Source organism: Plantibacter sp. MMLR14_011 (assembly GCF_001865025.1).
In the GTDB taxonomy this organism is placed as follows: domain Bacteria; phylum Actinomycetota; class Actinomycetes; order Actinomycetales; family Microbacteriaceae; genus Plantibacter; species Plantibacter flavus_A.
The window spans coordinates 157,335-169,544 of sequence record NZ_MJGW01000017.1 but is presented as its reverse complement, the minus strand read 5'-3'; the positions used below and the strand labels follow the sequence as shown (position 1 = coordinate 169,544).

The following is a 12,210-nucleotide window of genomic DNA, read 5'->3' as shown; positions in this document are numbered from 1 at the left end:
GGCGGGCCTTCGTCGTGCATCCGGGTGCTGCGGAAGCCTGATCAGCCGACGTGCTTGAGCCAGATCATGCCGAGCGGGGGGAGCGTGAGCTCGGCGGAAGCCGGGCGTCCTGCCCACGGTGACGCCGACGCCTCGATCGATCCGTAGTTGCCCACGCCGGATCCGCCGTACTCCACGGCGTCGGTGTTGAGGAGTTCCTCCCACCGACCGGCGCGAGGCAGACCGACCCGGTACGGGCCGACGGGGGCGCCGGAGAAGTTGACCAGTGCGGCGATCACGTTGCCGTCGTCGTCCCAGCGCAGGAATGAGAGCACGCTGTTCTGCGCGTCCCCGGCGTCGAGCCATTCGAAGCCGGCGGCGTCGTGGTCCAGGGCCCAGAGCGCCGGGTGCTCCGTGTACACGGCGTTGAGTCGGGACACGAGGCCGAGCAGCGCCCGGTGGCTCGGCTGGTCCAGGATCCACCAGTCGAGACCGCGTTCCTCAGACCATTCGGAGGGCTGACCGAACTCTTGGCCCATGAAGAGCAACTGCTTGCCGGGGTGGGCCCACATGAACGCGAGGTAGGCGCGCATGTTCGCGAGTTGCTGCCAGTGGTCACCGGGCATCTTCGCGAGGAGGGAGCCTTTGCCGTGGACGACCTCGTCGTGGCTGATCGGCAGGAGGAAGCTCTCGCTGAAGGCGTAGACCATCGAGAAGGTGATCTCGCCGTGGTGATGTGACCGGTAGAGCGGGTCGTGCTCGATGTACTGGAGCGAGTCGTGCATCCAGCCCATGTTCCACTTCAGACCGAACCCGAGACCGCCCGCGCTCGTCGGCGCCGTGACGCCGGGCCAACTCGTCGACTCCTCGGCGATCATGACGATCCCGGGGTTCCGCCGGTAGGCCGTCGCGTTCGCCTCCTGGAGGAGACTGATCGCTTCGAGGTTCTCGCGCCCGCCGTGGACGTTCGGCAGCCACTCGCCGTCCTTCCGCGAATAGTCGAGGTACAGCATCGAGGCGACGGCGTCGACGCGCAGGCCGTCGACGTGGAACTCCTCAAGCCAGTAGAGGGCGTTGGCCACCAGGAAGTTCTTGACCTGGGGCTGCCCGAAGTCGAAGACGAGGGTGCCCCAGTCCGGCTGTTCGCCACGTCGCGGGTCGGGGTGCTCGTAGAGGGGCTGACCGTCGAAGTTCGCGAGGGCCCACTCGTCCTTGGGGAAGTGGCCGGGCACCCAGTCCATGAGGACGCCGATCCCCGCGCCGTGGAGACGGTCGATCAGGTACTTGAGGTCGTCGCTCGAACCGAAGCGGCTCGTCGGCGCGTAGTAGCCGGTGACCTGGTAGCCCCAGGAGCCGCCGAAGGGGTGCTCGGCGAGCGGCATGAACTCGACGTGCGTGTAGCCGAGCTCCGCGATGTACTCGATGAGCTGGTCCGCGAGGTCCCGGTAGCCGAGCCCGGGACGCCACGAGCCGACGTGGAGCTCGTAGACGCTCATGGGTCCGTTGTGCGGATCACTCGCGGCTCGCCGATCGAGCCACGCCTCGTCGGTCCAGCGGTAGTCGCTGACACCGGTCACGGATGCGGTGGCGGGGGAGCGCTCGGTGAACCGGGCCATCGGGTCGGACCGACGGACCCAGTCGCCGCGCTGGGTCAGGATCTCGAAGCGGTACAGCTCGCCGGCGCCGATGGTGGGGATGAACAGCTCCCAGACACCCGTCGCACCCATGTTGCGCATGGCGTGCGCGGTGCCGTCCCAGGAGTTGAGGTCGCCGATGACCCGGACCGCGCGTGCGTGGGGTGCCCAGACGGAGAACGCGGTGCCGGCGACCGACTCGGTGACCCCACGCAGCTCGGTGACGTGTGCGCCGAGGGCGTCCCAGAGTCGTTCGTGGCGACCCTCGCCGATGAGGTGCAGGTCGAGTTCGCCGATCGACGGCGCGAACCGGTACGGGTCGTCGGCGTTCCAGATCGATCCGTCGCTGTAGCGGGCGTCGAGCGTGTAGTCGATGATGCCGTCGACGTGGAAGCCCTGCCAGATGCCGGCGCGGACGTGCGCGAGCTCGACGCGCGCACCGTTGGCGAGCACCGCCGTCACCTGCTCTGCCAGCGGGCGTCTGGCGCGGACGACCACGAGGGGGTCGCTCACCCCGCCGAGGTCGACCAGGTGCTGGCCGAGGATCTCGTGCGGATCGTGGTAGCGGCCCTCCGCGACGGCGTCGAGGATCCAGTCCTCGACGGAGGGGAGCGGGAGCTCCCGGGGCGCCGGTGTGGCGTCGACCGGCATCGGTGCGGCTCGACGGCCGGAGCGCTTCGGTGCAGCGGCTCCGTCTGGGGTCACAGGGCTGGTCGTCATGGTCGGATCCTCACGCTCAGGATGTGCACGGGCTCGGTGAAGGCGTCGAGGCGCACGAAGTTGCTGTCGGACCAGATCCACTCGGCTCCCGTGACGAGGTCGGTGACGTCGAAGCTGCCGCCCGGGACACCACCGAACACGGTCTGGTCGAGGTGCACCATGGTCTGTCGGACCGAGTGCGGATCGAGGTTGGCGACGACGAGCAGGGTGTCGTGCTCACCGGTCCCGGTGAACCGCTGGTCGAGATGCTTACTGAAGACGAGGATCTGGTCGTCGTCGCTCCAGTGGAAGCTGATGTTGCGCAACTGCCGGAGGGCGGGATGCGCACGCCGGATCCGGTTGAGCAGGGTGAGGTACGGCGACAGCGAGGTGCCGGCGGCTTCCGCAGCGGCCCAGTCCCGCGGACGGTACTCGAACTTCTCGCTGTCGATGTTCTCCTCGGCACCGGGACGGGCGACGTTCTCGATGAGCTCGTACCCGGCGTAGACCCCCCACGTCGGAGCGGCGGTCGCGGCGATCGCCGCACGCACCTTGTACGCCGCCCGGCCACCGAACTGGAGGTACTCGGTGAGGATGTCCGGCGTGTTGACGAACAGATTGGGCCGGAGGAAGTCGGCGGTCTCGGTCGCCGCCGCACCGAGGAACTCCTCGAGCTCCTCCTTCGTGTTGCGCCAGGTGAAGTAGGTGTAGCTCTGCTGGAACCCGACCTTCGCCAGACCCTGCAGCAGGGCCGGACGGGTGAAGGCCTCCGCGAGGAACACGACGTCGGGGTCCGTCCGGTTGACGGTCGCGAGCAACCACTCCCAGAAGTCGAGCGGCTTGGTGTGGGGGTTGTCGACGCGGAAGATGCGGACGCCGAGCGAGATCCAGTGGCGGACGATGCGCAACACCTCGGCCCGGATGCCCTCGGGGTCGTTGTCGAAGTTGACCGGGTAGATGTCCTGGTACTTCTTCGGCGGGTTCTCGGCGTACGCGATCGTGCCGTCGGGGAGGGTCGTGAACCACTCGGGGTGCTCGGTCACCCAGGGGTGGTCCGGCGACGCTTGCAGGGCGAGATCGAGGGCGACCTCCAGACCGACCTTCTTCGCCTGGCGGACGAAGGCGACGAAGTCCTTCTCCGTGCCGAGGTCGGGATGGATCGCGTCATGACCGCCCGCGGCACCACCGATCGCCCAGGGGGAGCCCGGGTCGTGCTCGCCGGGTGTGAGGGTGTTGTTCGGTCCCTTGCGGAACGTCACGCCGATGGGGTGGATTGGCGGCAGGTAGAGGACGTCGAACCCCATCGCGGCGACGGCCGGCAACCGACCGGCTGCGCTGCGGAAAGTGCCCGACGTCCAGGAGCCGTCCGGGTTCCGCTCGGCACCCTCCGACCGCGGGAAGAACTCGTACCAGGAACCGACGCCGGCCCGGGTGCGCTCGACGCGGACCACGCGCTCGTCGCTCGTGCTCGCGAGACCGGCGAACGGCCGACGGTCGGCGATGGCCAGGAGTTCTGGATCGTCGAGCACCGCGAACCGGGCTTCCGGCTCGGCCTCGGTGTCGCGGAGGAGCTTGGCGGCGGCGGTGAGGAAGCGGCGGTCCTTCGCCGGGCGGAGCTTGTCCGTAGCGGCGCGCTCGAGGAGTTCGGCGCCGATGAGGTACATGAGCTCGACGTCGACACCGGCCTCGATCTTGACCCGGGCGTTGTGCTCCCAGGTCGCGAACTCGTCGGCGAAGGCGCGGACCTGGTACCGCCAGGGGCCCTCCGTCGCGAGTTGGACCTCGACCTCGAATCGGTCCGTGCCCGGGGCGCCGGGGGACATCCGATGCGCGACCGTCTTCCCGCGCGGGTCGGTCAACAGGAGCTCGACGCCGATGAGGTCGTGCCCTTCGCGGAACGCGGTCGCGCCGAACGGCACCACCTCGCCCGAGAACGCCTTGGCCGGCCAACGGCCACCTTCGACCGAGGGCGTCGGATCCAGGATCGGGATGCGCCCGATGCTCGGGGACAGCGTGAGCGACACCGGTCCGGCGTCGTCGACGGTGGAGGACTGCGGTACTGACTTCGGCATAGTGCGTTCCATCTCCTTCGGTGCCACTGGTCCGACCGTACCGCGAAACGACCACCGATGAAGGGGCGCGCGGGGTGTCGCGCGTCATGCTAAGGCCTCGGGCGCGGCCGTGTCCTGAGCGGCCGCTGCGGTTGCCATAGAGTGAGCGCGTGAAGGCTATCCGCAGGTTTACCGTCCGCGCGCTCATCCCCGAGTCCCTGACCTCGCTCACGGCCCTCGCTGCGAACCTGCGGTGGTCGTGGCACGAGCCGACGCAGCGCCTGTTCGACGAGATCGCACCGGACGTCTGGCGCGAGTCCGACCACGATCCGATCAGCGGCCTCGGACTCGTGACACCGGAGCGACTGGCGGAACTCGCCGCCGATGCGGACTTCGTCGGCCGCGCCGACGCCTTGCACGCCGACCTCCGCCGGTACCTGGAGGAGCCGCGGTGGTACCAGGGTCTTCCGGACCCGAAACCGCAGACGATCGCCTACTTCTCGCCCGAGTTCGGTATCGCCGCGGCCCTGCCGCAGTATTCGGGCGGACTCGGCATCCTCGCCGGCGACCACCTGAAGAGCGCGTCCGACCTGGGGGTGCCGCTCGTCGGCGTGGGCCTCCTCTACCGCTCCGGATACTTCGCGCAGTCGATCACGAACGACGGCTGGCAGCAGGAGTCCTATCCCGTGCAGGACCCCGACGGACTCCCGGTCACGGTGCTCCGGGAGCCGGACGGGACACCGGTCACCGTCACCCTGGCGCTCCCGGACGACCGGAGCCTGTCGGCACGGGTCTGGATCGCCGAGGTCGGTCGGGTGCCACTGCTGCTGCTCGACACGGACATCCCGGAGAACGTCGCCGACCTGCGCGGCGTGACGGACCGGTTGTACGGCGGTGGCGGCGAGCACCGCCTCCTGCAGGAACTCCTCCTCGGCATCGGCGGCGTCCGAGCGATCAAGCAGTGGAGCGAGCTCACGGACCACGCGCTGCCGCAGGTCTACCACTCCAACGAAGGCCATGCCGGTTTCCTGGGACTCGAGCGGATCAGCGACCTCGTCGGCAACGGGCTCTCCTTCGACGAGGCGCTGCAGCTCGTGCGGGGCGGGACCGTCTTCACGACGCACACCCCCGTTCCGGCCGGGATCGACCGGTTCGACCGCGAGGTGATCACGCGGTACTTCAGCGGTGACCTGCTCCCGGGCGTCGCCGCACAGGACGCCCTCGCACTCGGCGACGAGACGGCGAACGGCGGCTCGGCCGACGTCTTCAACCTGGCGATCATGGGCCTGCGTCTGGCGCAGCGCGCGAACGGCGTCAGTCGGTTGCACGGTGAGGTGAGCCGCGCGATGTTCCGAGGGCTCTGGCCCGGCTTCGACGTCTCGGACGTGCCGATCACGTCCATCACGAACGGCGTCCACGCCCCGAGCTGGACGGATCCGTCGCTCGTCGACCTCGCCGTGGACCGGTGGGGGACGACCGACACGAGTCGGGCGGACTGGTCCGATCCGTCGCTCCCGGACGCCGAGCTCTGGTCGCGCAAGCACGGGATGCGGGAGCGCCTCGTCGCCGACGTGCGGCGCCGGATCGCCGACGGGTATCGGACCCAGAACCCGCAAGCGGTGCTCCCGTCCTGGATCGACGAACTGCTCGACCCCGAGGTGTTGACGATCGGGTTCGCCCGGCGGGTGCCGAGCTACAAGCGGCTCACCCTCATGCTGCGCGATCCCGACCGACTGCGCGCGATCCTGCTCCACCCCGAACGGCCCGTCCAGATCGTCGTCGCGGGCAAGGCACACCCGGCGGACGACGACGGCAAGCGGCTCATCCAGCGCCTCGTACAGTTCGCCCAGGATCCCGAGCTCCGATCGCGCATCGTCTTCCTACCGGACTACGGCATCGGGATGGCCAAGACGCTCTACCCCGGCTGTGACGTGTGGTTGAACAACCCGCTGCGTCCCCTCGAGGCCTGCGGGACCTCCGGTATGAAGGCCGCACTCAACGGAGCACTGAACCTGTCGATCCTCGACGGATGGTGGAACGAGTACGCGGACGGCGAGAACGGTTGGGTCATCCCGTCGGCGGACGGGGCGGCGGACGACGAGGAACGCGACGCCCTCGAGGCCACGGCACTGTACGAGATCCTCGAGCACCAGCTGGTACCGCGGTTCTACGAGCGCGAGGACGACGGGCTGCCGCAGCGCTGGATGCAGATGGTGCGACACACGATCTCGACGCTGTCCGAACCGCTCAGCGCCGACCGCATGGTCCGCGAGTACACGGAGCGCATGTACCTCCCGGCGGCGGCGATGGAGCGCGAGCTGAACGCGTCCGATCAGCAGCGGGCACGCGAGCTGGCAGCCTACAAGCAGCGGGTGCGCGAGGCCTGGCCACAGCTGGCGGTCGCCCATGTCGAGAGCGGCGGTGTCGACGCGGTCCCGCAGGTCGGTGACGTGCTGCGGCTGCGCGCCTACGTCCAACTGGGATCGCTGTCACCCGAGGACGTGACCGTCGAGGTGGTCTACGGGGTGCCCGGTGCCGGGGGTGAACTGCTCGACATCCGGACGCAGCCGCTCGAGCAGCAGCAGTCCCCGTCGACGAGTCGGCCGGAGCACACACTCGAGTACGCCGGGACGCTTCCCCTCGATCGGGCCGGCGGGTTCGGGTACACGGTGCGCATCGTGCCGAGACACGAGCTGCTCCTCACCCCCGCGGAACTCGGGCTCGTCGCCGTGGCGGACCAGTAGGGCGATCTCTCCCGACGCGCCGGTACGACCCCCGGACCGGCGCGCCGAGGGATCCGACTATCTGGCGATCCGCGCGACGACGGCGGACACGGCCGATCCGAGGTCTGATGGGGCGAGTTCGAGGTCGAACCCGCGCCGACCACCCGAGACCAACACCGTCTCGTGCTCGAAGGCGCTCTCGTCGAGCACCGTCGGGAGCGTGGTGCGTTGCCCGATCGGGCTGATGCCGCCGACCACGTAGCCCGTCTTGCGCTCGGCGACGGCGGGGTCCGCCATCGTCGCCCGCTTCCCGCCGAGGGCCGTCGCGAGCGCCTTGAGGTCGAGTTGGTCGGTGACCGGGACGATCGCGACGACGAGCGACCCGTCCACCTCCGCCAGCAGGGTCTTGAGCACCCTGGGCGGGTCGACCCCGAGCGCTGCGGCTGCTTCGAGCCCGAAGGCCGTCACCGACGGATCGTGTCGGTAGGAGCGCGGGGTGAACGGGATGCCCAGCGAGGTCAACGTCACCGTCGCCGGGGTGCCACCGCCCTCGGCCCTCCGTTTCGCCATCGTCAGACGGCTCGGAAGAGCTGCATCGACGTGGCCGAGACCGGGACCGTCTGGCCGGGGACGAACTGCTCCTCCTCGGACGTCGGTGCGTCGTCTGCGGAGTTCCAGATGCGCACGAACGCGGTCACGCCCTCGTGCTGGGGCAAGGTGACCTCGACCGGCTGCTCGACGCCGTGCACGATGAGCAGCACGCGGTCGAGCTCCTCGGACTCCGGCGTGCTCGTCGAGAAGAACTGCAACGTCCGGTTCCGTGGACTCGTCCAGTCCTCGGTGCTCATGGTCCCGCCAGACGCGTCGAACCAGTCCATGACGCTCGCGCCGGGCACCGTCGTCCCGGCGGCGGCGAAATGCTCCGGTCGGAGGGCGGGGTGTTCGCGGCGCAGTTCGAGGAGCCGGCGGCTGTGTGCGAGCAACTGGTCCTGCCAGGGCTCCCTCGTCCACCCGACCCACGTCAGTTCGGAGTCGTGACAGTAGGCGTTGTTGTTGCCGCGCTGACTCCGCCCGAACTCGTCGCCAGCCGTGAGCATCGGGACACCCGCCGACAGCAGGAGCGTGCCGAGCAGGTTCCGCATCGCCTTGCGACGAGCGGCGAGGATCGCGGGGTCGTCCGTCGGGCCCTCGGCACCGTGGTTGAAGGAACGGTTGTTGTCCGTCCCGTCGCGGTTGGATTCGCCGTTCCCGACGTTGTGCTTGACGTCGTACGAGACGAGGTCGGCCAGGGTGAACCCGTCGTGGGCCGTGATGAAGTTGACGGAGGCCAGCGGACCGCGCTCAGCGGAGAAGGTGTTGCTCGATCCGGCCAGACGGGTCGCGAACCCACCGATCCCGACAGGGGCGTCCGCGCGTCTCGCGTAGTCGATGTCGGAGAGCCAGAAGTTGCGGACGCGATCCCGGTACCGGTCGTTCCACTCGTGCCACCCGGCGGGGAAGTGCCCCGTCTGCCAGCCGCCCATCCCGACGTCCCAGGGCTCGGCGATCATCTTCGCGTCGACGAGCGACGGGTCGTGGACGATCGCCTCGAGCAGGGGGTGGTCGGGCGTGAACTCGACCGCCTCGTTCCGACCGAGCGTCGCAGCGAGGTCGAACCGGAAGCCGTCGATCTGCACCTCGTCCGCCCAGTACCGCAACGAGTCGAGCACGAGCTGTTGGGGGACCGGGTGGCCGAAGCCCACGGTGTTGCCGCAGCCCGTCACGTCGATGTAGGCGCCGGTGGCGTCCTGACGGTAGTAGGTCGCGTTGTCGATGCCGCGGAAGCTCGTGCGGGGGCCGCCGGGCCCCTCTTCGGCGGTGTGGTTGTAGACGACGTCGAGGATGACCTCGAGGCCGGCCTCGTGCAGCAGCTTCACCATGCCCTTGAACTCGCGGAGGACCTCGTCCGCGCCTCCCGCCTGCGCCGTCTTCGTCGCGTAGGAGGCGTGTGGACTGAAGAAGTTCTGGGTGTTGTAGCCCCAGTAGTTGACGAGGCCCTGCTTGATGAGACGCTGCTCAGAGGTGAACGCGTGCACCGGAAGCAGTTCGACGCTCGTCACCCCGAGGTCGTGCAGATGCGCGATCATCGCGGGGTGGGCGAGGCCCGCGTACGTGCCCCGCAGCTCCTCCGGCACGTCGGGGTGCAGCTTGCTCAGCCCCTTGACGTGCGCCTCGTACACGACGGTCCGGTCGAGCGGGACACGGGGTTTCTGCACACCGCCCCAGTCGAACGCGTCGTCGACGACGACGGACCGCCACTGCTCTGCCGACACCCGGGCGAGGCCGCGGGCGTAGGGGTCGAGCAGCAGGAGGCTCGGGTCGAAGGCGTTGTTCGGCGAGGACGGCCCGGAGGCGCGGACCGCATAGCGTCGGCCGAGCACCAGCTCCTCGGAACTCCCACTCCAGACACCGTCGTCGTCGCGGGTCATCTCGACCGAGTGGGTGATCCAGTTCAGATCCTTGTCGTCGAAGATCACGAGTTCGAGGGCATCCGCATGCTCGGACCACACACGGAGCTCACCACCGGACGGGCCGAGGCGGACGCCGAGATCGTGGAAGGGGTCACCAGCGTTCATGGGTTCTACAGTAGTGAGTGCGGGAGTGCGCGAAGATCCGCGGACAACGCGGCGAGGGGAGGAGCGGCATGGTGGTGTACCTGGACCACGCCGCGACGACCCCGGTGCGATCCGAGGTGATCGAGGCCTACGCGTCCGCGATGGCGACCGTCGGCAACCCGGCCTCCATCCACGGCCCCGGGCAACAGGCCCGCCGCCTCCTCGAAGAGGCACGTGAGCGGGTCGCGGCGACCCTCGGATGCGACCCCATCGAACTCGTCTTCACCTCCGGCGGCACCGAATCCATCAACCTCGCCCTCAAGGGTCTCTACTGGCACCGCCAGCAGGATCGACGCCGCGCCGCCGTGCTCGCACCCGCGGGGGAGCACCACGCCACGCTCGACACCGTCGAGTGGCTCGAGCGCCACGAGGGTGCATCCCCGCTCTGGATCCCGCTCGACGACCTCGGCCGGGTCTCACTCGACACGGCGGCCGCGCACTTCGCCGACCACGGCCCCGACATCGCCGTGGCGACGGCGCTCTGGGCGAACAACGAGGTCGGCACCATCCAGCCCGTCGTCCGGCTGGCGGCGCTCGCCGCAGCGTCCGAGGTGCCGTTCCACCTGGACGCGGTCTCGGCCTACGGACACCTCCCCATCGACCTCGCCGACCTTCGCGCCGCATCCGGATCCGTCGGTGCCGGTGGTCTCGTCGCGCTCAGCGTCTCCGCGCACAAGATCGGTGGTCCCGTGGGGATCGGAGCCCTGGTCGTGAGTCGCGCAGCCGTGGTCGAGCCCTTGCAGCACGGTGGCGGACAGCAACGCGGACTCCGCTCCGGCACGCAGGACGTCGCGGCAGCCGTCGGATTCGCCGTCGCCGCAGAGCTCATGGCGCTCGAGCGGACCGCGGAACAGGAGCGTCTCAGCGCCTTGCGCGACCGACTCGTGGCCGGCGTGCGGGCGACCGTTCCGGAGGCCGAGCTGACGGGTGATCCCAGCGAGCGACTCGCGTCGAACGCGAACTTCGTGTTCCCCGGCGCACAGGGGGACTCGATGCTCTTCCTGCTCGACCTCGCAGGGGTGGCGGTCTCGACGGGTTCCGCCTGCCAGGCCGGCGTCCCGGAACCGTCGCATGTCCTGCTCGCGATGGGACGCCCGGAGACCGAGGCCCGATCGGTCCTCCGGATCACGCTGGGCCGGACGACGACCGAGGGCGACGTGGACGACTTCCTCCAGGCGCTGCCGCGCGCGTACGCGCAGGCGAGTCGGGCCGGTTCCGCCGACCGCGACACGGCACTGGGCGCTCGTCCCTGAGCAGCCCTCCCGTCGCTGCTTGCGGGTGGCCGTCCGGCGGCTGGCGCATAGACTTGCCCGGTGAAAGTTCTGGCAGCGATGAGTGGCGGAGTCGACTCCGCCGTGGCAGCGGCACGCGCCGTCGACGCGGGCCATGAGGTGGTCGGCGTCCACCTGGCGCTCAGCCGGATGCCGGGTACGCTCCGGACCGGCAGTCGCGGGTGCTGCACCATCGAGGACTCGATGGACGCCCAGCGTGCGGCGAACCTGATCGGCATCCCGTACTACGTGTGGGACTTCTCGGAGCGCTTCAAGCTCGACGTGGTCGACGACTTCATCGCCGAGTACCGCGCCGGCCGGACCCCGAACCCGTGTATGCGATGCAACGAGAAGATCAAGTTCGCCGCATTGCTCGAGAAGGCGCTCGACCTCGGGTTCGACGCGGTCGTGACCGGCCATTACGCCACGATCGTCACGAGCCCCGAGGGTGATCGAGAACTGCACCGGGCGAGTGCCTGGGCGAAGGACCAGTCGTACGTCCTGGGCGTGCTCACCGCCGAACAGCTCGCGCACTCGATGTTCCCGCTCGGGGCGACGCCGTCGAAGGCCGAGGTCCGTGCCGAGGCCGCTGAGCGCGGCTTCACGGTGGCGAACAAGCCCGACAGCCACGACATCTGCTTCATCCCCGACGGCGACACGAAGGGCTGGCTGGGGGAGCGGGTCGGTACCGAGACCGGCCAGGTCCTCGACCGCGACGGAGCCGTCGTCGGTTCGCACGAGGGTGCCCACGCGTTCACCGTCGGCCAGCGCAAGGGCCTGCACCTCGGCGTGCCGGCGCCGGACGGACGTCCCCGCTTCGTCCTCGAGGTGCGTCCGAAGGACAACACGGTCGTCGTCGGGCCGAAGGAGGCGCTCGCCATCGGCGAGATCGCCGGCTCGCGCTTCACCTGGGCTGGGAGGGCTCCGGAGGTCGGTGCCGAACCGATCCCGTGCGACGTCCAGATCCGTGCGCACGCGGACCCGGTCCCCGCCGCGCTGACGCTCGTCGGTGGTGAACTCGTCGTCCACCCGGAGACGCCGCTCGACGGCGTCGCTCCCGGACAGACCGCCGTGCTGTACAGCGGGACGCGCGTCCTCGGTCAGTTCACGATCGACCGCACCGTCAGCGCGGTACCCGTCGGAGCCGCCGCCTCCGCCTGACGACCCCGGAACGACGGAACGCCCGACGAGCCAGGCTC

7 protein-coding genes are annotated in these 12,210 nt (G+C 69.6%); 3 read left to right on the top strand and 4 right to left on the bottom strand.

From position 1 onward, the window contains the following. Positions 1-41: 41 nt before the first annotated feature. Together glgB and BIU99_RS09165 are read right to left on the bottom strand one after the other, a co-directional pair. Positions 42-2,264 carry a 1,4-alpha-glucan branching protein GlgB gene (glgB, locus tag BIU99_RS09170; protein WP_071260871.1) on the bottom strand — a complete coding sequence of 741 codons (2,223 nt, stop codon included), beginning with the start codon at positions 2,262-2,264 and terminating at the stop codon, positions 42-44. A gap of 65 nt (positions 2,265-2,329) precedes the next feature. Further along, positions 2,330-4,384, bottom strand: coding sequence for an alpha-1,4-glucan--maltose-1-phosphate maltosyltransferase (locus BIU99_RS09165; RefSeq protein ID WP_083397272.1), 2,055 nt, complete (start codon positions 4,382-4,384; stop codon positions 2,330-2,332). Positions 4,385-4,533: 149 nt separating this feature from the next. Between BIU99_RS09165 and glgP the strand changes: the two genes are divergently transcribed. Then, entirely contained in the window at positions 4,534-7,107 is a 2,574-nt protein-coding gene (gene glgP, locus BIU99_RS09160; protein WP_064295113.1) for an alpha-glucan family phosphorylase, read from the top strand. Positions 7,108-7,164: 57 nt separating this feature from the next. On the opposite strand, the gene ybaK is transcribed toward glgP, so the two are convergent. Both ybaK and glgX read right to left on the bottom strand, forming a co-directional pair. Continuing rightward, positions 7,165-7,656, bottom strand: coding sequence for a Cys-tRNA(Pro) deacylase (gene ybaK, locus BIU99_RS09155; protein ID WP_071260869.1), 492 nt, complete (start codon positions 7,654-7,656; stop codon positions 7,165-7,167). A gap of 2 nt (positions 7,657-7,658) precedes the next feature. Then, positions 7,659-9,701 (bottom strand): glycogen debranching protein GlgX, encoded by a 2,043-nt coding sequence (gene glgX / locus BIU99_RS09150; protein ID WP_071260868.1) that lies wholly within the window; start codon positions 9,699-9,701, stop codon positions 7,659-7,661. A 68-nt stretch (positions 9,702-9,769) separates the two neighbouring features. Here glgX and BIU99_RS09145 point away from each other — a divergent pair, with 68 nt between their 5' ends. After that, entirely contained in the window at positions 9,770-10,993 is a 1,224-nt protein-coding gene (locus BIU99_RS09145; RefSeq protein ID WP_064295116.1) for a cysteine desulfurase family protein, read from the top strand. A 60-nt stretch (positions 10,994-11,053) separates the two neighbouring features. After that, positions 11,054-12,172, top strand: a complete 1,119-nt coding sequence (mnmA, locus tag BIU99_RS09140) for a tRNA 2-thiouridine(34) synthase MnmA (RefSeq protein ID WP_231884327.1) — start codon at positions 11,054-11,056, stop codon at positions 12,170-12,172. The last annotated feature ends 38 nt before the right edge of the window (positions 12,173-12,210 follow it).

Bases quoted from the DNA above. Each gene is read 5' to 3' on its own strand.
- glgB (WP_071260871.1), bottom strand. From the start codon at position 2,264: ATGCCGGTCGACGCCACACCGGCGCCCCGGGAGCTCCCGCTCCCCTCC.
- BIU99_RS09165 (WP_083397272.1), bottom strand. From the start codon at position 4,384: ATGCCGAAGTCAGTACCGCAGTCCTCCACCGTCGACGACGCCGGACCG.
- ybaK (WP_071260869.1), bottom strand. From the start codon at position 7,656: ATGGCGAAACGGAGGGCCGAGGGCGGTGGCACCCCGGCGACGGTGACG.
- glgX (WP_071260868.1), bottom strand. From the start codon at position 9,701: ATGAACGCTGGTGACCCCTTCCACGATCTCGGCGTCCGCCTCGGCCCG.
- BIU99_RS09145 (WP_064295116.1), top strand. From the start codon at position 9,770: ATGGTGGTGTACCTGGACCACGCCGCGACGACCCCGGTGCGATCCGAG.